The sequence below is a fragment of the Corynebacterium faecium genome (assembly GCF_027257105.1).
Lineage (GTDB): Bacteria > Actinomycetota > Actinomycetes > Mycobacteriales > Mycobacteriaceae > Corynebacterium > Corynebacterium lehmanniae.
This window is the reverse complement of the sequence record NZ_JAPYJX010000007.1, coordinates 25,026-50,846: the sequence shown is the minus strand read 5'-3', so window position 1 is coordinate 50,846 and position 25,821 is coordinate 25,026. Positions and strand designations below refer to the sequence as shown.

The following is a 25,821-nucleotide window of genomic DNA, read 5'->3' as shown; positions in this document are numbered from 1 at the left end:
ACGTGCGCCATGGTAACGACATTTACGCAGGCGGGTCGGCGCGCTGTTGCAAAGCAGACAAGAACGCGGGGTCTGTGAAGTAGTCGGTGTGGTCGCCTCTCACACCCAGCACACGCTCGCCGCCCCACCCGATGTACGACGGCGACGAGCCGAGCGCCGCCGTCGGCCCGGAGCGCAGCAGCAGGATCGGGTCTTCGGGGGAATCCACCACGTGCACCGTCGCCTCCGGCCCTGCGAGCGTCAGCTTTGAGACGTGCTCGCCAGACACGCCAGCGCTGCCCAGGATCCACAGGTCGTCCGCGAGCAACCCGTGCTGGTGCGCCGCCTTCGTGGCCAAAAGCGTGCCGTAGCTGTGGGACACCACGGTCTTTTGCGCGTCAGGGAAGCGCTCCTCCAGCGCGGCTTGGAACATGGCGAGGTCGTCCGCGCCGGCGTGGGCGCGGTGGGGTGAGGCAGCGTCCGTGAGTAGCGGGGGAGGGGCGTAGCCCTGCCACACCACCACCGCGGCCCCGGTTTTCTCCGAGAGCATCCGGGCCTTTTCCAGCTCGCCCGGCAGCTGTGAGGGTTTGCCGGTGGTGGCGCCGGCGACCATGGTGATCACGCGCGCCGGGTCCACCGCGTCGCCGACGAGCACCGTGCTCGCCGTCGGCCCGGCCTCCAGGAGCACACCGCCGGCGTCCTCCACCGCGCGCAGCGTGGAGGCCGGCACCGTCTGCGCGTGCCGGGCGTGCAGCGATTCGAAGGACTCGTCCGGGTGGTCGAACAGCGGGTCGTAGTCCTGCTCCTTGCCGGATGCGCCCAGCAGGGTCCGGGACAGCCGCAGGTCCAGCATCATGGACATGCCGTTGAGCCACAGCACGACGCGGGAATGGGAGTACATGCCGATGAACTGGGCGGCCTCGTCAAACTGCTGCTGCAGGGCGGCGGCGGCGACCAAAGCCACCGAGGCTTGCTCCAGCCGCTCCGCGCTGGCGCTTAGCGACGAGCCGTAGTCCGCAAACCTGGCCGCAGAGACCTCGAACGCGGGGCCGCGGAACCCGGAATCCGCAATCACAGCGGCTGAAAACGGCGCGTGTTCCGCGCGTTCCCGCGTACCCTCAGCGGCCAATCTGGTGGCGGCGGCCGCGGCGAACAATTCGGATGCGATCAGTGCTGGTTTGTATGTCATGGCGTTAGCTCCTTGCCGAATCGGGCATCTGCCTGCTCCACTTCGGACGCAAACGCGGCGACATCGTGGAGGTGGGTGTCAAGGCGGGACGTGGTGTCGTCGACAAGCAAATGCTCCGTGTCCTGCAACGTTGCGAGCGCGGATGCGGAGCGCGACGGGCTTAAGTGGGCGGTGGGAAGGGTGCCGAAGCTGCGGATGCAGCTGCGGGCGGCACGTGCGGTCTCTGTGGTCAATTGAAGAAATGTCATGCAACGAACCATCCGCGAACGCAACAAGCGACGCAATACCCCTTTTCAAATCTGTGGATAACTCCCTTGAGGCGCACCTAGAGTTATCCACATGAAGATCGCGCTATTGCAAATCGCCACCGGCAGCGACAAGATGGAAAATTTGGCCGCCATCGAACCACAGGTCCGCGACGCCGCCGCCCAAGGCGCAACGCTGATCGTCCTGCCCGAGGCCGCCAGCCAGGCGTTCGGGCAGGGGAGGCTGGATACGCAGGCAGAAGAGCTGGACGGTCCGTTCGCCACAGGGCTCAAAAAGCTTAGTGACGAGCTCCGCGTCACCATCGCCGCCGGCATGTTCCGCCCCGCAGACACCAACACCGTGGACGGCAAGGAACTCAACCGCGTCTACAACACCGCGCTGATCACCGGCGGCGGGGTGCATAAGGGATACGACAAGATCCACACCTACGACGCCTTTAATTACAGGGAATCGGACACGGTGCGCGCAGGTGGTGAGCTGGTCACGTTCGTCCACGACGGCGTGACGGTGGGGGTGGCCACCTGCTTTGACATCCGCTTCCCGGAGCAGTTCCAACAGCTTGCCCAACGCGGCGCAAAAGTGGTTGTGGTGCCCACGAGCTGGGCCGACGGGCCCGGGAAGGTGGAGCAGTGGCACATCCTCACCGCCGCGCGTGCGCTGGACGCCGGGGTGTTCATCGCGGCCGCCGACCAGGCCCGCCCGGACTACGAGACCAAGGCCGGCGAGCCCTCAGGCCCCACGGGCGCGGGGCATTCGGTGGTGGTGGACCCGTTTGGCAAGCGCCTCGCGGAGGTCGGCTACGGCCCGGAAACCCTGGTGGTTGAGATCGACCCAGCGGACGCCGCCGAGGCGCGCAAGCAGCTGCCGCTGGCGGCGATCCGGGAGCACAGCGTTATGCACTAAACCACTCCGGCGCCGCATCGGGGGCGACGGTCTGCACGTCCCGCGCCCCGGCCACCTCCAGCGCCGCGGCCAGGCTCGCCGCGCGCTCCTCATTCGCGCACACGATCACCTCGCGGCCCCACCACATGCCGGCGCCGGAAACCACCTGCTCCAGCGGCGCACCCACCCGCGACTGCGCAATCCACGCCACGTCCAGCCAGTCCTGCGCCGCGGCCAGCGCGTCCAGCGCCGCCGTGTCGTAGAACCCCTCCGGCCCGCTCGCGCCGACCACGAGGTGCACCTCCGGCGGATCGGTCTGCTCCAAATAGTGGAAGACCAGCGCCTTCGCCGCCGCGAACCCACCCTCGGCGGCAACCAGGAGCAATTGCCTATCGACGTCCCCGTGCACCCCGCCCCGCGCCGCCCCCAACGTCAACCAGTCGCCCGGCTGCAACTGCATCTCGTCGGGAACGTGGAACTCCAGCTGCCCGAGCTGGTTGGACGGCAGCGCGGGGACCAGGCCGGTCCACTCGCCGGGGCGATTCGGCGACATCACCGGGATGACCTGTCCGGGGGCGTAGGGCACCGGCGTGCCGGCCTCCAGGCGCACGACCTGCACCCCGCCGCGGCGCTCCACGCTGGTCACCTGCGCGGCGGTGGCGGCAGGCACGCCAGCAACGTCCGCCTGTGAGGCGGCATTGCGCATGAGCTCCGCCGCCTGGATCAGTTCGGGCGCGTCGGCCCCGGCTTCGTCGATAAGCATCTGCACAGCGTTGGGGTACTCCTCGGCCGGAAACCCTGTGCGGCGCAGATCCAGCGCCAAGGCCTTCAGCTCGTCGCGGACCTCCACTGCGGGGCGCTCGAGCACGGCGAGGGCGGCGCGCATGAGAATGGGCGGCATCTCCTCGCCAGGCGGCAGCATCATCTCTGCCTGCGGGTACGCCTCGGAAAAGCGGGTACGCCACGCGCGGCTGACCTGCGGGCCGCGGGTGCGCAATATCTCGGCAAAGTGGGCGGAAGGCATAAAAACAGGTTACCTAGCGGCTGTGGGCTAAAGTTGCACCCGGCTTGAATGTGATAAGTGGATAGAAAAGAGGTGCTGTGGCGGAATTCACCCCGTATACGTTGCTCACGGACATCGGCTGGATTTCGGTCCTGCTCATCGTCGGCAACATTTTGCGCAACCGGCTGAAGGTGCTGCAGGCGCTGCTGCTGCCTGCCCCGATCACCGCGGGGCTGCTCGGCCTGCTGCTCGGTGACGAGGTCCTGGGCGTCATCCACTGGTCCGATCAGGTGGGCACCTACACCACGCTGCTCATCGCGGTGGTGTTCGCGTCCATGGCCTACTCGATGGAGCTCGGCGGCTCCGTCGCCTCCGGCGCCCGCAACATGTGGGGCTACTCCACCGCCATGTTCATGGGCCAATGGGGCCTGTTCGTGCTGCTCGGCGTGTACCTGTTCGCGCCGGTGTTCGGCACTGAACCGTGGTTCGGCATGATGCTGCCGGTCGGCTTCGTCGGCGGCTTCGGCACCGCGGCGGCCGTGGGCTCCGCGCTCGAGGAGATCGGCGTGGAGGGCGCGTCCTCCATCGGCTTCACTTCCGCCACCGTGGGCACCCTGGTGGCCATCGTGGGTGGTGTGATCATGGCCAACTGGGGTATCCGCAAGGGCAAGGCCTCCCAGCTCGCCGGCACGCTTCCCGACGACCTGCGCACCGGCTACATCCACAACGAAGACGAGCGCCCCTCCATCGGCAAGGCCACCACCAACCCGTCGTCCATCGAGCCGCTGGCGCTGCACGCCGGCTTCATCGTCTTCACCGTGCTCATCGCCTACATGGTCAACAGCGTGATCAAGGGCCAGTGGCCGAACGTGTCCATCCCGCTGTTCGCCATGGCGTTCGTCATCGGGCTCATCGGCCGCCTGCTGCTCAAACTCGCGGGCCGCCCGAACTACTTGGACAGCTCCACCATCAACTCTGTTTCCGGCGCCGCCACGGACTACATGATCGCCTTCGGCATCGCCTCCATCGTGCCCGCAGCGCTCGCCGGCTACTGGCAGGCGCTCGTGCTCATCTTCGTGCTGGGCACCCTGTTCTGCGTGGTGTGGATGTTCTGGGCCGGCCCGACCTTCTTCGGCGACAAGTGGCTCGAGCGCGGCCTGTTCGGCTGGGGCTGGGCCACCGCCGCAGTGGCCACCGGCATCGCGCTTTTGAAGATGGTGGACCCGAAGCTCAAGTCCGGCACGCTCAACGAGTACGGCGTGGCCTACGTCGGTTTCGCCCCGTTCGAAATCGGCACCACCATCATTGCGCCGATCGCGGTCATCGCGGGCTTTACCGCCGTCTTCGGCTGGATCGCCTTCGCCATCGCGGTCGGGGTGGTCGTGCTTGCTTACGCGATGAAGTGGATACCGGTCGCGAGATCGTCGTAAAGCTTGGTGCTTAGAACGGCCGGCGGCGCAAAGCGGCAGGGATATACTGCTGGCCGGCTAACCAAGACGCTGCCGCAGGATTCATCGAGTTCATTAGGCGGAGACAGACTTTGTGGTACCGCATGAGCTCGGTTGGCTCCAAAAGCGGTTCCAAGTGGCTCGCTCGATTGCGGGCGAATCGCACGGTGCTCGCCCACTTATAGATCACGGCGTGGCTCGCATGTTGGAACGAAGATCCCTGCTTAGGGGCAAATGCCGAACTGAGAGCCTCGTTCCAAATCCTCATCCTGGGGTTCTGGGAGGAAGTTACTTCGGGGCGTGGCAGAAGGAACAACCAGGATCCGAACGGCAGGGCTGCCACAAGATCGTCATGCGTTGGGTTGGGCTTTGTTGGGTTGCCGTCTTCGCCCAGAAGGGCGGGTTCAGCCTTCTTCCACATGGGTGGCCGGTTGGCGGGCGAGATAATCTGCCGGAGCCGCGGCGCAGGATCTTTAAGCCATCCGCGGGGATACGGTTCTGATCGACCGGGCTCGTTTACGGGCTCGTTCTCGTTCCACCCTTGAAGTAGAGCGTCGATACTGTTGCGCAGCTGCACCTCGACCATTCCGGTGGTCGCAGCGACGGCACCGGCCGCCCCAATATTCCATAAATAGAGTTCAAGTGCCTTCGCGTCGGAGCCCCCAGCGACGGTCCGGTATGTATCGAAGCGGGCGTCCGACAAGGCTTTGGTGATAGCCAAGGTGGTTTGCGTTTGCACGAACTCATATTTACACTGGCAACTACAAGACGGGTTAAAATCCGGTATCAATAAGAATCCCCGCTAGGTTTCGCGCCTAGCGGGTTTCTTTGTTGAAGGGGGTATCCCCCGCGTGTGATCTGGTGCGATGCTACTTTGAGCCAACCCCGCGCAACTTTTTTGCCGTTGACAGGAACAGACTCAACTTCTTGTGCGTTACACCTAGTGCGAAACAAACATTAGGCAAGAAAGGACCATGGAATCATGGCGAATAAATACACGCAGAAGACACAGGAGGCCCTGCAGCAGGCGCAGATGCGCGCCTCTGCCGCCGGCAACCCGGAGATGCGCCCGGCGCACGTGCTGGAAGCGCTTTTGAAGCAGGAGGACGGCATCGCCCCCCCGGTGCTCAAGGCCACGGGCGTGGACCCAGACACCGTCGCGCGCGAGGCCAGCGAGCTGATTAGCACCTACCCCAGCGCGCAGGGGCAGAACATGGCCAACCCGGGCATCAACCGGGACCTGCAGACGGCACTGCAACACGCGCAGGATCTCGCGGGCGAGCTTGGCGACGAGTTCGTGTCCGCCGACGTCCTTTTGGCCAGCATCGCAAAGGGAGGAGACGACGCCGCTGAGCTGCTGACGAAGCGCGGCGCCACCTTCGAGGCGCTCAAGGAAGCCTTCTCCTCGGTGCGCGGCGGCAAGACCGTCACCTCGGACAATCCAGAAGATCAGTTCCAGGCGCTGCAGAAGTACTCCACGGACCTGACCGCGCGTGCGCGCGAGGGCAAGATCGACCCGGTGATCGGGCGCGATTCGGAGATCCGCCGCGTGGTGCAGGTGCTTTCCCGTCGCACGAAGAACAACCCGGTGCTCATCGGTGAGCCGGGCGTCGGTAAGACTGCGATTGTGGAGGGCCTGGCCCGCCGCATCGTGGCTGGCGACGTGCCGGAATCGCTCAAGGGCAAGACGCTGATCTCGCTGGATCTGGGCTCCATGGTCGCGGGCGCGAAGTACCGGGGCGAGTTCGAGGAACGTCTCAAGGCTGTGCTGGACGAGATCAAGGAGTCCAACGGGCAGATCATCACCTTTATCGACGAGCTGCACACCATCGTTGGCGCCGGTGCCTCCGGGGACTCCGCGATGGACGCCGGCAACATGATCAAGCCGCTGCTCGCCCGCGGTGAGCTGCGCCTGGTCGGCGCGACCACGCTGGACGAGTACCGCCAGTACATCGAGAAGGACGCCGCCCTGGAGCGCCGCTTCCAGCAGGTCTACGTGGGCGAGCCGACGGTGGAGGACACCATCGGCATCCTGCGCGGCCTGAAGGAGCGCTACGAGGTGCACCACGGCGTGCGCATCCAGGACTCGGCGCTGGTGTCGGCGGCGGAGCTGTCCAACCGCTACATCACCAACCGCTTCCTGCCGGACAAGGCCATCGACCTGGTCGACGAGGCCGGCTCGCGCCTGCGCATGCAGATCGACTCCTCCCCGCAGGAGATCGACGAGCTCGAGCGCATCGTGCGCCGCCTGGAGATCGAAGAGATCGCCCTGCAGAAAGAGTCCGACGCCGCCTCCGCGCAGCGCCTCGAGCACCTGCGCGAAGAGCTCGCGGACCAGCGTGAGCGCCTCGGCGAGATGAAAGCGCGCTGGGAGAACGAGAAGGCGGAGGTGAACAAGGTCCAGTCCGCGAAGGAGGAGCTCGAGCGCCTGCGCAACGAGTCCGAGATCGCGGAGCGCGAGGGCGACTACGCCAAGGTCTCCGAGCTGCGCTACGGCCGCATCCCGGAGCTTGAGGCTGAGGTAGCCAAGGTGGAGTCCGAAGCCAGCAACAAGACCATGCTGGAAGAGGAGGTCACCCCGGACATCATCGCGGACGTCGTGTCCTCCTGGACCGGCATCCCGGCCGGCAAGATGATGCAGGGTGAGACAGAGAAGCTGCTGAACATGGAGTCCGTGCTCGGCGAGCGCGTCGTGGGCCAGAAGGAAGCCGTGGTCGCGGTCTCGGACGCGGTGCGCCGCTCCCGCGCCGGTGTGGCGGACCCGAACCGCCCGATCGGCTCCTTCCTCTTCCTCGGCCCCACCGGCGTGGGTAAGACGGAGCTGGCCAAGGCGCTGTCGGAGTTCCTCTTCGACGACGAATCGGCCATGATCCGCATCGACATGTCCGAGTACGGCGAGAAGCACTCCGTCGCCCGCCTGGTCGGCGCCCCTCCGGGATACGTCGGCTTCGACGCCGGCGGTCAGCTCACCGAGGCCGTGCGCCGTCGTCCGTACTCGCTCGTGCTTTTCGACGAGGTCGAGAAGGCGCACCCGGATGTCTTCGACGTGCTTCTGCAGGTCCTGGATGAAGGTCGCCTCACCGACGGCCAGGGTAGGACGGTGGATTTCCGCAACACCGTGGTCATCCTCACCTCCAACCTGGGCGCCGGTGGCAACCGCGAGCAGATCATGGACGCGGTGAAGCACCACTTCAAGCCGGAGTTCATCAACCGCCTCGACGACGTGGTGGTCTTCGACCCGCTGAGCCAGGACCAGCTCGTCGGCATCGTGGACATCCAGCTCGACGGCCTGGCCGAGCGCCTCGCCGCCCGTCGCCTGACCCTCGACGTGTCGGATTCCGCGAAGTCCTGGTTGGCCGAGCGCGGCTACGACCCGGCCTACGGCGCCCGCCCGCTGCGTCGCCTGATCCAGCAGGCCATCGGCGACCGCCTGGCCAAGAAGCTGCTGGCGGGTGAGATCGTCGACGGCGACACGGTCCACGTGGACGTCGCCGACGGCGGCGAGGGCTTGGACGTCACCGCGAGGTAGTCCAGACCTACTGTGCTAGATCAAGTCGGTTGTCTGCCTGGCGCGGCTAACCAGATCAAGTCGGGCGTATTTGATGAAAGGCCAGCCTGACGGCCACTGCCCCGAACCGAGGTGAAGAATCTCGGTCGGGGTTTTGTGCGTCCGGAGGTCATCTTTCGGGCTGAGGAGGTAGATGACGTAGCGGCCGCCCGTGTCGTATCCGTTGCCGAGGCCGTAGCGCGTCGCCGCCGCAACTTTCTTGACCCGCTGGTCCCCGTTTGCCAGTCGATTGCAGTGTCCCCAATGAGCTGATACTTTAACAGCCAGACCGTCGAACGACCTTGTCTTCGGCGGTGAGGACTCTGTTGAAGCAGATTGAATGCTTGCAGGGTCCTCTATTCGTTTGAGTGGATATGCAGAGGTAGATAATGGGTGCATGACTCAACTCGTGCACACCCCGGAAGCGCTGGACAGAGCGCTTCCGGACGGCCCCGTCTCACTCGTCCCCACCATGGGCGCGCTGCATAGCGGCCACCTCGCCCTCGTCCGCTCAGCCAAGGCACTGGGCAACCCCGTGGTAGTGAGCATCTTCGTCAACCCGCTGCAGTTCGCGCCGGGCGAGGATTTAGAGAAGTATCCGCGGACGTTGGCTGAGGACGTCGAGAAGCTTGAGGCTCTCGGCGTCGACGCCGTTTTCGCGCCGGCGCCGGAGACGATGTACCCGCACGGACCGCGCACGACGATCCAGCCCGGCCCGCTCGGCGCGGTGCTGGAGGGCGCGACGAGGCCGACGCATTTCGCGGGCGTGCTCACGGTGGTGGCGAAGCTGTTCGCGCTGACCGGCGCAGCGGACGCGTTCTTCGGCGAGAAAGACTACCAGCAGCTCGCGCTGATCCGGCAAATGGTGGATGACCTGCACCTTCCCGTGCGCATCCACGGCTGCCCGATCGTGCGCGACACCGACGGCCTCGCGCTATCCTCGCGCAACCGCTACCTCTCCGCCGAGGAGCGCGAGATTGCCCTTGCCATCCCGCGGGCGCTGGCCACCGGTAGTCTCACCGAAGCGCAGTCGCTTCTCGACGCCACCAAAGGCCTCCACCTCGACTACCTCGTCGCCACCGCCCCCGACATGTCAGATCTGCCGGAGGGGTACACGGGTCCGGCGCGTCTGCTCGTGGCGGCGAAGGTCGGCGCGACCCGTCTGCTGGACAACGCCCCGATCGAGCTCTAGCGCTGCAAGCGACCCGCGCCCTCCTAGAACGTGTGCTCGTCGGCCGGGAACTCCCCGGTGTGCACGGCGCGCTTGTAGTCCGCGGCCGCGGCAGCCAGGTCCGCGCCGACGGTTCCGAAACGGCGCACGAATTTCGCGCGGTGGTCGCCGGCGGGCATGTCCGCCATGTCGTGCCAGACCAGCACCTGGGCGTCGGTGCCTGCACCCGCGCCGATGCCGACGGTCGGGACCGGGCACGAGGCGGTAAGTTCCGCCGCCAAATCCGCGGGCACCATTTCGAAGACCACCATGTCGGCGCCGGCTTGGACGACTGCGTGGACGTCGTCACGCAATTGCTCCGCTCCAGCGTCGCGGCCTTGGACCTTGAACCCGCTCAAGTTGTCCACGGACTGCGGGGTGAACCCCACGTGGGCGCATACCGCAAGACCTGCGTTTTTCAGCGCCCGGATGCGCGGGGCGATCCGCACGCCGCCCTCCAGCTTCACCATGTGGGCGCCGGTGCGGCGCACCAGGTCGGTGGCGGTGCGGACGCATTGCTCGTCGCTCGCCTCGTAGCTCCCGAACGGCAGGTCCATGATCACCAGCGCATTCCCAGCGCCGCGCACGACGGCCGCGCCGAGGAACGCCATCTCGTCCACGGAGACCTGGCTGGTGGTGTCGTAGCCGTAGACCACGTTGGCAGCGGAATCGCCGACCAGGAGACACTCGATGCCGGCTTCGGCGAAGACGCGGGCGGTGGCGTAGTCGTACGCGGTGAGCATCGCCCACTTCTCGCCGTCGGCCTTCTTGCGCGCGAAGTCCGCCACGCGCACTTTCTTGGTGGGGGCTAAGTATCCAGTCACGCATGCAGTCTAGGCCAGCAGCAACCGTAAAAATCCCAAATCGGCGGCGGAAGGGTTTAGACTGCCGTGCATGCAGGCAACCACCACGATCCTCACCCGCGTTGCAATCCCGGGCGTTGAGAGCGAGCAGCTGCAGGCGCACCAGATTGGGCAGAATCATTTTGTGGTGGCGAGCGTTCCGTTCGTGGATACGACGCTCGCGATGGGCGACATCGTGGAGTGCGTGACGGTGGGCGGCGCGTTCCACGTGGATCGCGTGGTGGTGCGCGGCGGCGCGTCGACGGTGCGCGTGCTGCCGGAAGACCCCGAGGGCCTGGACCCGGACGAGATCGCCGGCACGCTGCTGGCGTTCGGGTGCCGGGTGGAGCTCGGCCCGGGCGGCATGCTCGCGGCGAGCATCGGCGCGGATTGCCCGCGCGAGGGGATCACCGAGTGGCTCAGCGGCTTGGAGGAGCAGGGCACGATCCAGCTCGCTCCCGGGTACATGGCGTAAAACACCGTTACACTTGCGTCCATGAGCGTCTTTGTCTCCGCCGCTGAACTCAACGAGCGAATCCAGACTGGCCAAAAACAGACCATCATCGCCGCGCTGTGGGAGCCGAAAGCAGGCAAAGCGTGGTCCAAATTCCAATCTGAGCACATCCCGACGGCGCTGTACTGCGACCCGTCGGTGCAGCTCGCCGGCATGCCCGGCCGCTCGGCTGGCCGCAACCCGCTGCCCAGCATCGACGTGGTGCGTAAAGCCGCCGCGGGCTGGGGCATCGAGGACGGCCGCCCGGTGTACATCTACGACGGCGGCAACGGCCTGTTCGCCGCCCGCGCGTGGTGGATCCTGCGCTGGGCGGGCGTGACGGATGTGCACATCCTCGACGGCGGCTTCGCCACCTGGGACGGCGAAGGCTTCCCCACAGTCGCGGGCCCGGGCGGCATCGTCGTCCCGCGCGACGTCGAACTCACCGAGGGCAGCTTGCCGTCCGCAACCATGGAGGACGTCAGGGCATTTGAGGGATTGCTTATCGACGCCAGAGGTGCCCGCCGTTTCCAGGGCCTCCGCGAGATCCTGGATTTGCGCGCCGGGCACATCCCGGGTGCCCGCAACCTGCCGGTCAACGACCTGTTCGACACGGAGACCCACAAGGTGAAGGACACCGACACGATCCGCGACCGCTTCTCCCAGCTAGGCGTTACCCAGAACACAGACCCGGCCAGCGTGATCACCTACTCCGGCTCCGGCAACCACTCCGCCCTGCTGCTGGCCGCGATGGAGCACGCCGGCCTGCCGCTGCTCACCCATTACGTGGGCGGCTGGTCCCAGTGGAGCGCGAACCGCGACAACCCGGTGGCGACGGACATTTAGTGTCGGGCCGCGCGGTAGCATAGTCCGCGATGGTCATCCTGCTGTTCGTTCTCGCACTCGCGGCGCTGCTCGCCGCCGTGGCGCTGTTCGCATCCGACGCCCGCGAGCGCAGCACACAACCCGAAAAGCCCGAAAAGCCCGCTAGACCGGCCAAGCCCAGCAAGCGCGCCCGCCGCGCCTGGGCCCGCGAGCACGGCTACGCCTTCGCGTCCAGCGACGACATGCTGGCCAGCGAGTGGTCCCGCGGCGCCGCCGCCGGGGGAGCCTCCGCCCGAAACGTGGCCACAGGCGCCGCCTACGGGCACGACGCGCACGTGGCGGATCTGGGCGAGGCCACCGTCATCGCCATGGGCACCGGCGCGGAAACCAACGCGGTGGTGGACTTCCGCCGCACCGATTTCGCGGCGGAAGGCTCCGACGACCTGGTGGAGCTGGACACGCACCATGGGTTCACGTGTTTTGCTACGCAGGCGGGGGCGGGCCGGAGGTTCGTCGATAGGCGAGTGCTCACCGCACTCGAACAACTGCCCGCCGCCGTGCAGGCCGTCTGGTTCGAGGGCGCGTGGGCGATCGCGCAGCTGAGCCGCGACGCCACCCCGCAGGACTGGGACGCCACCCTTGCGCCCCTGGCGCTGCTCGCGGACGCGGCCCGGACGCTCCCGCCTCTCGACGATGCTCCGCTCACCCTCCCATTCCCCACCCGCGACATCCCGGGCCAGGCCCCCGCGGCAGAGCCTGAGGCCGAGGATGAGCCGGTGATGCAGCGCCCCGAGGACCCCGTGGAGCTGCCCACCCGCACCACCGGCGGCGAGCGCGGCGAGGTGGCCGACCACACCATCGGCGGCGACGACGTGGAAGCCATCGCCGGCGACGAGCGCCGCGTGGTGGACCTGACCCGGGTGCGCCGCATGCAGGGCCCGAGCTCAATTTTCGACGACAAGGAGTAAAACGATGAAGGAAAAACTCGCTGAGCTGGTCAAAGAGCTGGCAGTGGTGCACGGCAAAGTGACCCTGTCCTCGGGCAAGGAGGCGGACTACTACGTGGATCTGCGCCGCGCGACGCTGCACCACGAGGCCAGCCCGCTGATCGGCATGCTGCTGCGCGAGCTCACCGACGACTTGGACTTCGACGCCGTCGGCGGCCTCACCCTGGGCGCCGACCCGGTGGCCACCTCGATCATGCACGCCCCCGGCCGCCCGATCGACTCCTTCGTGGTGCGCAAGGAGGCGAAGAAGCACGGCATGCAGCGCCGCATCGAGGGCCCGTCCATCAAGGGCAAGCGCGTGCTGGTGGTCGAGGACACGACCACCACCGGCAACTCGCCGCTGACCGCCGTCGAAGCCTGCCGTGAGGAGGGTGCCGAGGTGGTCGCCGTGGCCACCGTCGTCGACCGCGCGACCGGCGCCGATAAGGTGCTCCACGACGCTGGCCTGGAGTACCGCTTCCTCCTCGGACTCGAAGACCTCGGCCTTGCCTAACTCGTCTGACGGGGAGCTCCGCGGCCCCACCGAATGGAACGAAGGCCGCCACGGCGTCGGCCCCTGGGAAGGGCAGTGGCCTGACGACCCCCGCCTGGACCCGGAGTTCCTCCGCGACGGCGACCGCCGCAACGTCGTCGACGCGTACCGCTACTGGTCGCTGGATGCGGTCGTGGCCGACCTGGACCAGCGCCGGCACCCGTTCCACGTGGCCATCGAGAACTTCGAAAACGACATGAACATCGGCACCGTAGTGCGCACCGCCAACGCGTTTTTGGCCCGTGAGGTGCATATCGTCGGGCGGAAGCGGTGGAACCGGCGCGGCGCGATGGTCACGGACCGCTACCAGCACATCCGCCACCACGAAACGGTCGCTGACCTCATGGAATGGGCCGCCACGGAGGGCATCCCGGTCGTTGCCATCGACAACACCCCCGGCTCCGTTCCGTTGGAGACCGCCGAGCTGCCCCGCGAGTGCGTCCTGCTGTTCGGCCAGGAGGGCCCCGGCGTGACCGAAGCGGCCCAGGAGGCGTCGGTGATGACCTGCTCGATCGCCCAGTTCGGCTCCACCCGCTCCATCAACGCTGGTGTGGCGGCCGGCATCGCGATGCACGCCTGGGTCCGTCAGCACGCGGACCTCTCCCAGGCGTGGTAGCCGAGGGGCGGCCGGCCCCGGTTTTGTACGAATTTACATGCACCAAAACTTATAATCTTCTGACCTGCACGTTCGAAATTGAACAACCGTCCCAATTGTCGATTTGTGCATGTTTCGTTTAGCTGGCCCGCCGCCAGGCCCGCTACCAGACCCGCCGCCAGACCCAACCGAACCCCCTAAAACCCGCCAGAACCGGTGAAACGAATCCGGCCACTCTGGCAATATAGGTACGAACCGTTTGAACTTGAGGAGTCCCCCTGTGCCGGAAACGTGGGCGCACCGCGCCGACCTGGCTGAATCTGCCGTAAATGAACGCCACGCGCAAAAGCTTTGGGGCCTGCCCAAGACGAATCTGGCGGTGGTGGCGTGGCCGCCGGGCCCGAAGGACCGCCTGTTTTGGCACTGGCACTACTGGTGGCAGGCCCAGTACCTGGACTGCCAGGTCGACGCCGCCGCCCGCCGCGAAACCAAATCGCGCCGCCGCCGGATCGCGGACACGCTGCGCGGGGTGCAGCGCCGCAACCGGGGCAAGCTGCTGACCAACGTCCACTACGACGACAAGGCGTGGCTGGCCCTGGCATGGAACCGCGCGACCCGCATCGGCGGGATCAGGCGCAACCGACACCTGGATGACCTGGAGTTTGACCTGCTCGCGGGCATCGACCCGGTGACGGGCGTGCTGCCGTGGCGGAGCGGCGAGACGTTCTACAACGTGCCGTCGAACGCCACCGCGGCGCTGCTGTTCGCCCGCACGGGCCGCCTGGACAAGGCACGCGAGATTGTGGACTGGATCTTCGACAACCTGGTGCGTGAGGACGGTCTGCTTGATGACGGCATCCGGATGCGCATGAGCGGACCGGAGGTCGTCGATAAGGTGTACACCTACAACCAGGGCACCGCACTCGGAGCGAGCCTCGAGATCGCGCTTGCGCTGCGTGAGGACGTCGGCCTGGCGCACGACGAGCAGATCGATTCCTTCGTTTACTCGGAGCGCGCGGACGCGTCGATGTTCTACATCACCCACATCCGCGCGATCGTGCAGGCGATTGCGCTGCAGATGGCCACTCCGCAGGGCGTGTTGCTGAGCCCGCCGGAGGAGTCCGGGGAGGGCGACGGCGGCCTGTTCAAGGGCATCCTCGCGCGCTACCTGGCGGAGGTCGCCCTTCGGCTGCCGGAGGATTCGAAGGAAAACGTCGCCACGCGCAAGATCGCGGCGCGGCTGGTCATGCAGTCGGCGGAGTCGCTCTGGTCGCACCGCCTGGAGGTCGACGGCCTGCCGGTGTTTGCCGCGGAGTGGACCCAGGATGCGAAGTTGCCGCACAACTACGGGCTCGGGCCTTCGTCGATAAGCGAGGCGGTGGGGCTCGTGCGTATCGACGAGCGCGACCTGTCCGTCCAACTTTCCGGCTGGATGCTGCTTGAGGCGGCGGCGAGGGTGGCTGCAGCGCAGGCGTAAAACGGGCATACTGGGGGCGTAACTGCAACCCCTAGCAGGAGGATTTCCATGCCCATCGCAACCCCCGAGGTTTACAACCAGATGCTGGACACCGCCAAGAAGGGCGGCTTCGCGTTCCCGGCGATCAACTGCACCTCGTCGGAGACCATTAACGCGGCTATCAAGGGTTTCGCCGAGGCGGAGTCTGACGGCATCATCCAGTTCTCCACCGGCGGCGCCGAGTTCGGCTCCGGCCTGGGCGTGAAGAACAAGGTTGCGGGCGCGAAGGCGCTGGCGTCGTTCGCGCACGAGGTGGCGCAGCACTACGACGTCAACATCGCCCTGCACACGGACCACTGCCAGAAGGAAGTGCTGGACGATTACGTCCGTCCGCTCATCGCCATCTCCCAGGAGCGCGTGAACCGCGGCGAGCTGCCACTGTTCCAGTCCCACATGTGGGACGGCTCCGCTGTGCCGATCGACGAGAACCTCGAGATCGCCCAGGAACTCCTGGCCAAGGCGCACGCGGCGAACATCATCCTCGAGGTGGAGATTGGCGTCGTCGGTGGCGAGGAGGACGGCGTTGAGGCTCGCGCTGGCTCGAACCTGTACACCAACGAAGCCGATTTTGAGAAGACCGTCGATGCCCTTGGCACCGGCGAGAACGGCCGCTACCTGCTGGCCGCCACCTTCGGCAACGTCCACGGCGTGTACAAGCCGGGCAATGTGAAGCTGCGCCCGGAGGTGCTGGACATGGGCCAGAAGGTCGCCGCCCGCAAGCTCGGCCTGGACGAGGGGGCGCAGCCGTTCGACTTCGTCTTCCACGGCGGCTCCGGCTCCGAGAAGGAGAAGATCGAGGAGGCCCTGCGCTACGGCGTGATCAAGATGAACGTGGACACCGACACCCAGTACGCGTTCACCCGCCCGGTTGCGGCCCACATGTTCTCCAACTACGACGGTGTGCTCAAGATCGACGGCGAGGTGGGCAACAAGAAGACCTACGACCCGCGTTCCTACCTGAAGAAGGCTGAGCAGGCCATGTCCGAGCGCGTCATCGAGGCATGCCAGGACCTCCACTCCGTGGGCAAGTCCGTGTCCAAGTAAGCACTCTTCGCTTATCGACGAAACCTCCGGCCCTCCCCGGAGGTTTTCCTTTTGCCCAGACCGTGTTCTTTCCCGCCTAAACTGTCTAACCATGGCGAAGCAGAGGATGGGTACGCGGGAGCGTCTTCAGCTGGTGGACAAATCGGTGCAGGCGCGCCTGAAACGCGTGCGCAAGCGTCTGCTCCCGATCCTGCAGATCGGCCTCGCGGCCGGACTGGCGTACTTCCTGGCACGCGACGTCGCCGGACACCCGCGCCCGTTTTTTGCCCCGATCAGCGTGGTCATCATTATCGGCATGACGGGCGGGGACCGCGTCTCTAAATCTGTGGATATGGCGCTCGGCTGCATCCTTGGCGTGCTGGTCGGTGACCTCATCTTTTACCGGCTCGGCGACGGCGGCTGGCAGATAGCGGTCATCGTCGCTGGTTCGCTGCTTATCGCGTCGTTTTTCTCCAGTTCGATCCTGGTGAACAACCAGGCCGCGATCGGCGCCATCCTGATCGCCACGATCATGCCGCCGGGCGCGGAGGTCACGGGCATCGACCGCACCGTGGACGCGATCATCGGCTGTCTGGTCGCCCTGGCCACTATCGCGCTGATCCCGCAGGCGCCGATGCAGTCGGCCCGCGCGGAGGTGTCCAAGGTGCTGGGCATCATGTCGTCGGTGCTCGACGACGTCTCCGACGGACTGCGCGACAACGACCCCGCGAGCATCGACGAAGCGCTCGACCTGATCCGCGGCACCCAGACCGGCATCGACGACCTCGCCGCCGCCATCAAGGCCGGCCAGGAGACGTCGCGGGTCTCGCCGTTTCTGTGGGGCACGCGCCGTTACATTAATTCGCTCGCGCGCGTGATCCCGCCCGTCGATAATGCGGTGCGCACGACTCGAGTCCTGGCGCGCAGGGCGGGCGTGCTTGCCGACGACAACGATTCCGCCACCCCCGCCCAGATCCAACTCCTGGACACCCTTTCCCAGGTCTGCCTGGAGCTTTCCGAGGTCTACGACGTCAACTCCCGTGTCGCCCAGGCCACCGTGATCCCGCAGTGCGTGAACGAGCTGCGCCAGGCCGCCCAGGAGGCCGGCATGGACGTCATCCCGGAAAACGGTGTGCTGTCCGCGTACGCCATCTTGGCGCAGACCCGCTCGCTGATCGTGGACCTGCTGATGGTGTGCGGGATGTCCCACGAGTCGGCGCTCGCGGCGCTTGCACCCACCTCGCAGACGCCGAAGGTCGAACCGGAATCGTTCGACTTCGACTAGCGGGCGTTGGGTTTGGCAGCCCAAACCAACCCGCACAGCGAAAACCCCGGCTGGGAGGATATCCCAGCCGGGGTTTGAGGCGTCTAGCGCTTAGTGTTTAGCGCTTGTTGATGTCGCCCTCGACATCGCCCTCGACGACGCCGTCGGTCTCGAAGCGCTCCTTGCGGACCTCCTCGGAGACACGCTCGGTGTCGCGGACGGTGTCCTTCTCCAGGGAGACCTTCTCCACCGGGACGGACTCCTTGGAAACGTTCACGCGGTCCTCGGAGAGGGTGACGGAAGCTTCCTGCTCGCCGATGTTGCCGTCGTAGTTGGCGCGGTCAGCGTCGGTGATCGGCTCGCGGACAACGCGGACCTCTTCGCGCTCAACCGGAACCTCGACGGTCTCGGTCTCGTTGACCACGTACTTGCGCAGGCGGACCTGGCCGGTCTCAACGCGGTCCTTGGAGACGTTCAGCTGCTCCTCGGAGCGGATGATCTCGCCGTTGTCTGCGACGTCGCGACGGTCAGCGTCGGCAACGTCGCGGCGCTCGGTGTCAACATCGGTCTCGACGTTGCGCTCGCCGGCAGCGTAGCCAGCACCTGCAGCACCTGCTGCGCCCGCACCAGCAGCGCCGGTCTCTGCGAAGCGGTTACCAGTCTCGTAGGTGGTCACGTCCTGGGTGTTCTCCAGGCCGTAGTGGCGGTAGAACGCGTCCTGGTCCTCGGTGGTGAGGTGGCCGTTCTCGTCCAGGTCCGGTGCGTCCTCGATGCGCTCCTTCGGGAATGCGAGGTGCAGCTCGCCGTCGCGCAGGGTGTGGCCACGCAGCGGGACGATGGAGTCGCCGCCACCGAAGAGACCGTGGTTGACGGAAACGAAGTCCGGCTGGCCGGTGGTGTCGTTGACGTAAACGTCCTTGACGCCGCCAACCTTGTCGCCGTCGACGTCGTATGCGGTTGCGTTTGCGAGGTCCTCGATGCGGTTGAAGTCAGCCATGATTTCTCCTTAAAGGTTTTGGCTAGTAAATTTATTTTGCTACCGCGGTTTCCGTCTGGAGCGGTCCTTGCGGGAACAAAAACGAATGTAGGGAAGAGTTCCACGGCGCGTTTGGACGTCCGTTCAAAACCGCGGTTAGAACAAAAATTCGAGCGACAAACCCGCCCACTTCAGGTAGCCCTAGTCACACCCCTTTGACGTGGGCCTTTGCCTATCGACGCCACGTAAACCGCCAAAACCTACAACAAGGCTCAATACCGGCGAGGTAACGAAACGCTAACCAAACGCCACAAAATTCCCACTGTGAGATAAATCACGTTCGAGAATTTAGCCCTCGCGGACGCTCTGAATGTCGCGCAGATGGCGGTAGAACGTGACGCGGGAGACTGTGCGTGGGCGACGGATGCCGTCGATAAGCACGGCGATTTCCTCGCCCCCTGATTGCAGCGCGCGGCCCGCGAGCACCCGGGAGGCGTCGGTGCGGCGCACGGGCTGTCGCCGCAGGAAGCGGCGCGTGGGCACGAGCGGGCTGACAAACGGCACCGCGACCAGCCCGGGCGCGTCTACGGTGGGTACGAGCCGCGCCCCGAACTCGCTGCCGCCGACGAGCACCTCGGAGTCCACGACAATTTCGCCCACGTACGGCGCGGAGCCGTCGCCAGTAAATAGCTCGGCGGACCCCGCGACCACCTCGCCGAAGTCCGTGCGCACGCAGGGCATCGGCCGCACCGCCCCCTCGACCGCGAGCGCCGCATCGCCGGCGCCCCACATCACGGCTGCGGGCGATTGCCTATCGACGGGCACGTACCCGACCTCCACCCACATCACATCCGCCCGCATCAGGCGGGTGAGCACGAGTCCCAGGGCGCGGTCGTCGCCGGAGACCACCACGCGCACCGGCTCGGAGGGCTGCTGCGGCGCAAACGACGGTTCGCCCAGGTGGGAGACGTTGGGGCTGGCCTGGATCTCGTCCAGAGACGGGGTGGGGTCCTCCGGCAGCACCTCGCTCGCGATGTCCACCAAAAACTTCAGGTCCCGCTGGCTGGGGTGCTGCGGAAGGTCGAAGCGCTGGGCGCCGGGGATGACGGGCGCGTCGCCGCACGCGCAGTGGATGAGCCGCATGGCGCTCACGCTACAATATGGCCGTTATTGCGCCATATATAAGGAGTGTGCGATGTCCGCCATCATCATTGTGGGCGCCCAGTGGGGCGACGAGGGCAAAGGCAAAGCGACCGACATCCTCGGCGGCAAAGTCGATTACGTGGTTAAACCCAACGGCGGCAACAACGCGGGCCACACCGTTGTGGTGGGTGGGGAGAAGTACGAGCTGAAGCTGTTGCCCGCCGGCGTGCTCAGCGAGAACGCCACCCCGATCCTGGGCAACGGCGTGGTGGTGAACCTGGAGGCGCTGTTCGAGGAGATCGACGGCTTGGAGGCCCGCGGCGCCAACGCGTCCCGGCTTAAGGTGTCCGCCAACGCGCACCTGGTGGCCCCGTACCACCAGCAGCTGGACCGCGTGCAGGAGCGCTTCCTGGGCAAGCGCGCCATCGGCACCACCGGCCGCGGCATCGGCCCCACCTACGCCGACAAGGTCGCGCGCGTGGGCCTGCGCGTGCAGGACATTTTTGACGAGTCCATCCTGCGCCAGAAGATCGAGTCCGCCCTGGACGTGAAGAACCAGATGCTGGTGAAGATGTACAACCGTCGCGCGATCTCCGTGGAGGAGACCATGGACTACTTCGGCCGCTACGCCGAGCGTCTCGCGCCCATGGTCATCGATGCGGAGCGTGTGCTTAACGACGCCCTCTCACGCGGCGAGCACGTCCTCATGGAAGGCGGCCAAGCCACGATGCTGGACGTGGACCACGGCACCTACCCGTTTGTCACGTCCTCCAACCCCACCGCCGGCGGCGCCTGCGTCGGCTCGGGCATCGGCCCGACCCGCATCACCGGTGTGCTGGGCATTGTCAAGGCCTATACCACCCGCGTCGGCGCAGGTCCATTCCCCACGGAGCTGTTTGACAAGTGGGGCGAGTTCCTCCAGGTCACCGGCGGTGAGGTGGGCGTGAACACCGGTCGCGTGCGCCGCACCGGCTGGTACGACAGCGTGATCGCGCGCTACGCCTCCCGCGTCAACGGCTTTACAGACCTGTTTTTGACCAAGCTGGACGTGCTCACCGGCATCGGGGAGATCCCCATCTGTGTGGCGTACGACGTGGACGGCAAGCGTTTCGACGAAATGCCGCTAACGCAGACCGACTTCCACCACGCCGAGCCGATCTACGAAACCATGCCGGCCTGGGACGAGGACATCACCGAGTGCCGGGAGTTTGAGGACCTGCCGCAGAAGGCGCAGGACTACGTGCTGCGCCTCGAGGAGCTTTCCGGCGCGCCGATCTCCTACATCGGCGTCGGCCCGGGCCGTGACCAGACCATCGTGCGCCACGACATCATGCAGCGGTAGCGGGGTTCAGCGCCGTTGGCGGGTAAACGCAAGAGTCTCAACATTTTCTCAGCGCAACCGCTGCGTCGCCACCTCTGTGGGCTTCGGTCTGCCGCTGATCGCGCTGCTGCCACTTGGTCTGGCTACGCAGATCGAGCTGCCGGGTCTGTCCAACCTGGTTGGCCAGGTGGATGTGCGCATCCAGGAGGCAAACACGGCTATCCAGCAGCGTAAGGGCGTGTTCAACCCGGAGGTCGCTATCCAGATCGACGCCATTAACAAAAAGCTGGGCCAGTACGGCACGGGCATCGCCACGGTTGCTGGCGGTCTGGCGCTGCTGGCAGCTGGCTTGCTCGCCGACACGATCGTGTACGACAACTGCACCCCCGGCGGTGCGAGCAGCTCCGTGAAGAACCTCGAGCTGAAGGGTTCTTCCGGCAACACCTATGCAAAGCTGGACAAGCAGGAGGTTGAGAAGAAGTAGTCTTCTCGACCTCTGGCTAGCAGTCGCCCCTCCGACCCAAAGCGGTTGGAGGGGCGACTTGCGTATCGACGCTCCTCCGGTCACCCCCGTACGGGTGAAAATTGCAGCGTTGCGTCACATTCTTACGTGAAATTAAGGACCGTCTCGCTCCGCCTTGCCGACTAGAGCTTCTTTAGTCCATTTTTGTACAGTTACCTCCCAGAAAGTTTTGTGCTTCAAACTTTCTAGCTGGGTGTTCTGTGCATGGGGAGGTCTCCCTTGGTCTGACCGGACGGGGGTATATATGTCTCTGTCGCCACTCAGCAGTCTGTTAAGAACGGCGTTTTCCGTACGCTGACCAACTTGTGATGCTTTGTTTTTTTCGTCGGGGCTGATGCGGCGTTGTGTCCAGTTTGTGCTGGGCATATGTCAATTTAGTCAACTTCAAGCACCGTCTGACATGCGTAAATGTGCATAAGAACGTCATTGCAGCGCCCTTGGAGCGTCCGTACGCTTGCCCATGTTGGCCCTTATGGACAGTTGCCTAGCTGTACACATGTCTCGGGCTCAGCGTTCTGTTGTTTCAGAGATTCCTCGAAAGGGACTTTTATGAAGAAGAACTACATCGCTCGTCGCCGCGGAACGTCCGTGGCTGCAGCGGCACTGTCGTTTGCATTGGTTGCGCCGTTCGCGCAGCCGGTGGCTGTTGCTCAGGAAACTCCTGCTGCTGTCGCTGACCAGGCTGCAGATGCTCCCGCGGCTGATGACCAGAACGAGATTATTGACGCTGACATGATCGCTAGCGGTCGAGTCACTAAGGCTGCGAACCTGACCGATGCACACGGTGTCGGTAAGGGTCTGATCTCGGGTCACGTGTATCTAACGGGGCCGAAAGGTAATCCGGGTTCGACCATCGATAATGGCAATATTCCGCTCGATGGTGTCACTGTCTATGCACAGTTCCAGGACAAAGATGGCTCCTATTCGCCGATCTTCAGCGCTAAGACCCACACCCTGCCGAATGTGGTCGGTGGTAACGGTGGTCAGGGCACGTTCGCTTTCGGAACCGAGGATAAGGGCATTACCTGGACTGACAAGCTGGGTGTCGAGCACACCTGGGCTGCTCGTACAGATCAAAAGCACCGCATTTGGGTTGAGCCGTATACCAACGACCGTGGCAACAAGGTCGTAATGTTCCGTCAGGCAAACGGCTTCGTCCCGGGGTCCTTCAATGGTCTAGTTGAAGGTCCCCTTGGTTCGTTCGCTGCTGCGGATGGCAACATCCAGTTGACGGCCGCGTTCTACCAAGAGGTTCCGCCGAACCACGAAACCAGCTGGATGGCAGCTAAGGGTGACAAGCTCGTTGAAGACCCAGAGGGCCCGATCAATTTGGCTTCGACGCAAACAGACGTGCCAAACACTATTTCGGGAACTGTTTGGTTGGAGACCGGTGGCCCTGATAAGGGAATCGTGGCGACTGGCCCAGCGTTCAACAGTGTCGACGAAGCCGCTGACGGCTACACCGTATACGCATCTACCTTGACCAAGGATGGTGCCGCAGCGAACGAAAAGCTGCATGAGCAGTACAAGGACGATCCGAATAAGCTAGCCGAAGAGACGAAGAAGATGCTCGAGGATCACCCCGAGTACATTCTCAAAACCGTCTACGGCAAGACCAATAATAAAGGCGAATACACTCTTCGATTCGGTGAGTACGAGAAGGGACAAATCCGCGAGGACATCCTTAACCCGAACCACGTGTTTGTGTGGGTGGAAGACAAGGACGGTGTAGTTCAGAACGGTTACACCGGCTTCCACACCCCAGTTTTCCAGCGATTTAACGATGGCGGTAACTTCCGCGCTTCCGCCATTCCTGGTGAAAATCAGCTGCCGATCAACTTCAACGGTCTTCCGTTCCAGAACCTGAACTCGCTCTACAACGTCAACTACGCGGTCATGCCGTACACCCCGGTTTCGATTGTTGCTGACTACAACGCCACAGATAAGCCGGCTGCCCCTGGCACGACGGTGACTCCGGAGTTTTCCGGGGACCTGTCACCGCTGGAGTCGAAGGTCGAGTGGCGCGACCAGAAGGGCAAGGTTCTCAAGACCTGCGAGCTTGACCAGTCCAAGGGTATTAAGGCTCAGGTCGCTGCCTGCACCTTCGACATCCCGGAGGATGCAGAGAAGGGCGACTACTTCAACGTAGTCCTGGTTTCTGGTGGTAACGACGTTTCCGCGTGGACCGTCCTGGTCACCAAGGACTCGGACGAGTACGCGCCTGCGTACGAGGACAAGCTTGTAGTCCCGGGCGAAGAGACGAAGTCTTCCCCGGCCTTCACCAAGACTGGTGAGGATGAGGAAGGTAACCCGACTGAAGAGAAGGTCGAGGCTCCTGAGGGTTCGAAGTTCGCGATTTCGGAGGACTTCGAGGTTCCAGAGGGCTACGAGGTCACGATTGAGGAGAACACCGGCGAGATCACGGTGACGTTCCCGGACAAGTCCAAGCTGAGTGCGGATACCGTTGAGGAGTTCGAGGTTCCGGTGACGGTGACGTACCCGGATGGTTCCACGGACGACGCTGAGGCGAAGTTCCAGCTGGACACCGATGGCGACGGCAAGTCTGACATTGAGGACACCGACGACGACGGTGACGGCATCCCGGACGACAAGGAAAAGGAAGGCGGCACTAACCCGAAGTCGCCAAACCAGAATCTGGACTTCGAGCCTGTGTACGAGGATGGATCTGGTAAGCCGGGCGAAGATGTGACCGTTCCGGCTCCGACGTTCAATGACAAGGACGGCAACGACACCACGGCGCCGGAGGGCACGAAGTTCGCCCCGGGTGAGGGTGCTCCGGAGGGCGTAACGGTTGATTCGAACACTGGTGAGATCACCGTTCCGGTGCCGAAGGACGCGAACCCGGGTGACAAGATCACGGTTCCAGTTGTGGTGACTTACCCGGACGGCACGAAGGACACCGTTGATGCCACGGTGACGGTCACCGAGAAGGATGACGCAATTTATGACCCGGCCTACGAGGACAAGCTTGTTGTCCCGGGTGAGGAGACGAAGTCGACGCCGACCTTCACTGACAAGGAAGGTAAGGACGTAGCGGCTCCTGAGGATTCGAAGTTTGCGATTTCGGAGGATTTCGAGGCTCCGGAGGGCTACGAGGTCACGATTGAGGAGAACACCGGCGAGATCACGGTGACGTTCCCGGACAAGTCCAAGCTGAGTGCGGATACCGTTGAGGAGTTCGAGGTTCCGGTGACGGTGACGTACCCGGATGGTTCCACGGACGACGCTGAGGCGAAGTTCCAGCTGGACACCGATGGCGACGGCAAGTCTGACATTGAGGACACCGACGACGACGGTGACGGCATCCCGGACGACAAGGAAAAGGAAGACGGCACTAACCCGAAGTCGCCAAACCAGAATCTGGACTTCGAGCCTGTGTACGAGGATGGATCTGGTAAGCCGGGCGATGATGTGACGGTTCCGGCTCCGACGTTCAATGACAAGGACGGCAACGACACCTCGGCGCCTGAGGACACGAAGTTCGCCCCGGGTGAGGGTGCTCCGGATGGTGTGAAGGTTGACGAGACCACTGGTGAGGTCACTGTTCCGGTGCCGGAGGGCGCGAAGCCGGGTGACAAGATCACGGTTCCGGTGGATGTGACTTACCCGGATGGTTCGAAGGACACGGTTGATGTCACTGTCACCGTCGACGAGCCGGATACTCCGGCTCCGGTCGAGAAGGACAAGGACAAGTTCGAGCCTGAGTATGAGGATGGCAACGGTAAGCCGGGCGATGATGTGACGGTTCCGGCTCCGACGTTCAATGACAAGGACGGCAACGACACCTCGGCGCCTGAGGACACGAAGTTCACTCCGGGTGAGGGTGCTCCGGATGGTGTGAAGGTTGACGAGACCACTGGTGAGGTCACTGTTCCGGTGTCGGAGGATGCGAAGCCGGGTGACAAGATCACGGTTCCGGTGGATGTGACTTACCCGGATGGTTCGAAGGACACGGTTGATGTCACTGTCACCGTCGACGAGCCGGATACTCCGGCTCCGGTCGAGAAGGACAAGGACAAGTTCGAGCCTGAGTATGAGGATGGCAACGGTAAGCCGGGCGATGATGTGACGGTTCCGGCTCCGACCTTCAAGGACAAGGACGGCAACGACACCTCGGCGCCTGAGGACACGAAGTTCACTCCGGGTGAGGGTGCTCCGGATGGTGTGAAGGTTGACGAGACCACTGGTGAGGTCACTGTTCCGGTGCCGGAGGGT

General features: G+C 64.7%; 21 protein-coding genes. 15 read left to right on the top strand and 6 right to left on the bottom strand.

All coding sequences use genetic code 11. The features are described from left to right. Nucleotides 1-22 precede the first annotated feature (22 nt). Both O5O53_RS08860 and O5O53_RS08855 read right to left on the bottom strand, forming a co-directional pair. Nucleotides 23-1,168 carry an alpha/beta hydrolase gene (locus O5O53_RS08860; protein ID WP_269511444.1) on the bottom strand — a complete coding sequence of 382 codons (1,146 nt, stop codon included), beginning with the start codon at nt 1,166-1,168 and terminating at the stop codon, nt 23-25. Then, a complete protein-coding gene (locus O5O53_RS08855; RefSeq protein ID WP_239356031.1) occupies nt 1,165-1,416 on the bottom strand; it encodes a hypothetical protein in 252 nt (83 codons plus the stop codon). The genes O5O53_RS08860 and O5O53_RS08855 overlap by 4 nt, the downstream gene beginning before the upstream one ends. A gap of 91 nt (nt 1,417-1,507) precedes the next feature. Here O5O53_RS08855 and O5O53_RS08850 point away from each other — a divergent pair, with 91 nt between their 5' ends. Continuing rightward, nucleotides 1,508-2,338 (top strand): carbon-nitrogen hydrolase family protein, encoded by an 831-nt coding sequence (locus O5O53_RS08850; RefSeq protein ID WP_269511441.1) that lies wholly within the window; start codon nt 1,508-1,510, stop codon nt 2,336-2,338. Here O5O53_RS08850 and O5O53_RS08845 read toward each other — a convergent pair. After that, on the bottom strand, nt 2,328-3,341 hold the full coding sequence (locus O5O53_RS08845) for a ferredoxin reductase domain-containing protein (protein ID WP_269511438.1): 1,014 nt from the start codon (nt 3,339-3,341) through the stop codon (nt 2,328-2,330). The genes O5O53_RS08850 and O5O53_RS08845 overlap by 11 nt on opposite strands. Before the next feature lie 77 nt (nt 3,342-3,418). Here O5O53_RS08845 and O5O53_RS08840 point away from each other — a divergent pair, with 77 nt between their 5' ends. From O5O53_RS08840 to panC, 3 genes are all read left to right on the top strand, one after another. Beyond that, nucleotides 3,419-4,750: a sodium/glutamate symporter gene (locus tag O5O53_RS08840; RefSeq protein WP_269511436.1), complete on the top strand. Its 1,332-nt coding sequence runs from the start codon at nt 3,419-3,421 to the stop codon at nt 4,748-4,750. Between the two features lie 1,000 nt (nt 4,751-5,750). Beyond that, nucleotides 5,751-8,297 carry an ATP-dependent chaperone ClpB gene (clpB, locus tag O5O53_RS08835; RefSeq protein WP_269511434.1) on the top strand — a complete coding sequence of 849 codons (2,547 nt, stop codon included), beginning with the start codon at nt 5,751-5,753 and terminating at the stop codon, nt 8,295-8,297. A gap of 415 nt (nt 8,298-8,712) precedes the next feature. Beyond that, nucleotides 8,713-9,507: a pantoate--beta-alanine ligase gene (gene panC / locus O5O53_RS08830; protein WP_269511431.1), complete on the top strand. Its 795-nt coding sequence runs from the start codon at nt 8,713-8,715 to the stop codon at nt 9,505-9,507. 23 nt (nt 9,508-9,530) lie between these two features. Here panC and panB read toward each other — a convergent pair whose 3' ends face one another. Further along, a complete protein-coding gene (panB, locus tag O5O53_RS08825) occupies nt 9,531-10,349 on the bottom strand; it encodes a 3-methyl-2-oxobutanoate hydroxymethyltransferase (RefSeq protein ID WP_269511428.1) in 819 nt (272 codons plus the stop codon). Nucleotides 10,350-10,419: 70 nt separating this feature from the next. Between panB and O5O53_RS08820 the strand changes: the two genes are divergently transcribed. From O5O53_RS08820 to O5O53_RS08785, 8 genes are all read left to right on the top strand, one after another. After that, a complete protein-coding gene (locus O5O53_RS08820) occupies nt 10,420-10,842 on the top strand; it encodes a DUF4265 domain-containing protein (RefSeq protein ID WP_035000158.1) in 423 nt (140 codons plus the stop codon). A 21-nt stretch (nt 10,843-10,863) separates the two neighbouring features. Further along, entirely contained in the window at nt 10,864-11,706 is an 843-nt protein-coding gene (locus O5O53_RS08815) for a sulfurtransferase (protein WP_269511424.1), read from the top strand. A gap of 29 nt (nt 11,707-11,735) precedes the next feature. Further along, nucleotides 11,736-12,653 carry a TtfA family protein gene (locus O5O53_RS08810; protein ID WP_269511421.1) on the top strand — a complete coding sequence of 306 codons (918 nt, stop codon included), beginning with the start codon at nt 11,736-11,738 and terminating at the stop codon, nt 12,651-12,653. 4 nt (nt 12,654-12,657) lie between these two features. After that, nucleotides 12,658-13,185: an orotate phosphoribosyltransferase gene (pyrE, locus tag O5O53_RS08805; RefSeq protein WP_269511419.1), complete on the top strand. Its 528-nt coding sequence runs from the start codon at nt 12,658-12,660 to the stop codon at nt 13,183-13,185. Next, complete coding sequence (locus O5O53_RS08800; protein WP_269511416.1) at nt 13,178-13,840, top strand: TrmH family RNA methyltransferase; 663 nt, start codon at nt 13,178-13,180, stop codon at nt 13,838-13,840. The genes pyrE and O5O53_RS08800 overlap by 8 nt, the downstream gene beginning before the upstream one ends. 259 nt (nt 13,841-14,099) lie before the next feature. Further along, entirely contained in the window at nt 14,100-15,296 is a 1,197-nt protein-coding gene (locus O5O53_RS08795; RefSeq protein WP_269511412.1) for a glycoside hydrolase family 76 protein, read from the top strand. A 48-nt stretch (nt 15,297-15,344) separates the two neighbouring features. After that, nucleotides 15,345-16,379, top strand: coding sequence for a class II fructose-bisphosphate aldolase (gene fbaA / locus O5O53_RS08790; RefSeq protein WP_269511409.1), 1,035 nt, complete (start codon nt 15,345-15,347; stop codon nt 16,377-16,379). A 91-nt stretch (nt 16,380-16,470) separates the two neighbouring features. After that, complete coding sequence (locus O5O53_RS08785) at nt 16,471-17,643, top strand: FUSC family protein (RefSeq protein ID WP_269511407.1); 1,173 nt, start codon at nt 16,471-16,473, stop codon at nt 17,641-17,643. 97 nt (nt 17,644-17,740) lie between these two features. Here the strand turns inward: O5O53_RS08785 and O5O53_RS08780 are convergent, their stop codons facing one another. Together O5O53_RS08780 and O5O53_RS08775 are read right to left on the bottom strand one after the other, a co-directional pair. After that, the gene (locus tag O5O53_RS08780) at nt 17,741-18,619 is read right to left on the bottom strand and encodes a PRC and DUF2382 domain-containing protein (protein ID WP_239356014.1); all 879 of its coding nucleotides are present in this window, start codon (nt 18,617-18,619) and stop codon (nt 17,741-17,743) included. A 327-nt stretch (nt 18,620-18,946) separates the two neighbouring features. Continuing rightward, nucleotides 18,947-19,741 (bottom strand): hypothetical protein, encoded by a 795-nt coding sequence (locus O5O53_RS08775; RefSeq protein ID WP_269511404.1) that lies wholly within the window; start codon nt 19,739-19,741, stop codon nt 18,947-18,949. Between the two features lie 52 nt (nt 19,742-19,793). Between O5O53_RS08775 and O5O53_RS08770 the strand changes: the two genes are divergently transcribed. From O5O53_RS08770 to O5O53_RS08760, 3 genes are all read left to right on the top strand, one after another. Next, nucleotides 19,794-21,083: an adenylosuccinate synthase gene (locus O5O53_RS08770; RefSeq protein ID WP_269511402.1), complete on the top strand. Its 1,290-nt coding sequence runs from the start codon at nt 19,794-19,796 to the stop codon at nt 21,081-21,083. A 76-nt stretch (nt 21,084-21,159) separates the two neighbouring features. Continuing rightward, the gene (locus O5O53_RS08765; RefSeq protein WP_269511399.1) at nt 21,160-21,546 is read left to right on the top strand and encodes a hypothetical protein; all 387 of its coding nucleotides are present in this window, start codon (nt 21,160-21,162) and stop codon (nt 21,544-21,546) included. Between the two features lie 1,449 nt (nt 21,547-22,995). Beyond that, the coding region (locus O5O53_RS08760; RefSeq protein WP_269511396.1) for a YPDG domain-containing protein at nt 22,996-25,821 on the top strand (2,826 nt) is incomplete at its 3' end.

Bases quoted from the DNA above. Each gene is read 5' to 3' on its own strand.
- O5O53_RS08810 (WP_269511421.1), top strand. From the start codon at position 11,736: ATGGTCATCCTGCTGTTCGTTCTCGCACTCGCGGCGCTGCTCGCCGCC.
- O5O53_RS08775 (WP_269511404.1), bottom strand. From the start codon at position 19,741: ATGCGGCTCATCCACTGCGCGTGCGGCGACGCGCCCGTCATCCCCGGC.
- O5O53_RS08770 (WP_269511402.1), top strand. From the start codon at position 19,794: ATGTCCGCCATCATCATTGTGGGCGCCCAGTGGGGCGACGAGGGCAAA.
- O5O53_RS08820 (WP_035000158.1), top strand. From the start codon at position 10,420: ATGCAGGCAACCACCACGATCCTCACCCGCGTTGCAATCCCGGGCGTT.
- O5O53_RS08780 (WP_239356014.1), bottom strand. From the start codon at position 18,619: ATGGCTGACTTCAACCGCATCGAGGACCTCGCAAACGCAACCGCATAC.
- O5O53_RS08845 (WP_269511438.1), bottom strand. From the start codon at position 3,341: ATGCCTTCCGCCCACTTTGCCGAGATATTGCGCACCCGCGGCCCGCAG.
- O5O53_RS08785 (WP_269511407.1), top strand. From the start codon at position 16,471: ATGGCGAAGCAGAGGATGGGTACGCGGGAGCGTCTTCAGCTGGTGGAC.
- panC (WP_269511431.1), top strand. From the start codon at position 8,713: ATGACTCAACTCGTGCACACCCCGGAAGCGCTGGACAGAGCGCTTCCG.
- O5O53_RS08855 (WP_239356031.1), bottom strand. From the start codon at position 1,416: ATGACATTTCTTCAATTGACCACAGAGACCGCACGTGCCGCCCGCAGC.
- O5O53_RS08860 (WP_269511444.1), bottom strand. From the start codon at position 1,168: ATGACATACAAACCAGCACTGATCGCATCCGAATTGTTCGCCGCGGCC.
- clpB (WP_269511434.1), top strand. From the start codon at position 5,751: ATGGCGAATAAATACACGCAGAAGACACAGGAGGCCCTGCAGCAGGCG.
- O5O53_RS08850 (WP_269511441.1), top strand. From the start codon at position 1,508: ATGAAGATCGCGCTATTGCAAATCGCCACCGGCAGCGACAAGATGGAA.
- O5O53_RS08815 (WP_269511424.1), top strand. From the start codon at position 10,864: ATGAGCGTCTTTGTCTCCGCCGCTGAACTCAACGAGCGAATCCAGACT.
- pyrE (WP_269511419.1), top strand. From the start codon at position 12,658: ATGAAGGAAAAACTCGCTGAGCTGGTCAAAGAGCTGGCAGTGGTGCAC.
- fbaA (WP_269511409.1), top strand. From the start codon at position 15,345: ATGCCCATCGCAACCCCCGAGGTTTACAACCAGATGCTGGACACCGCC.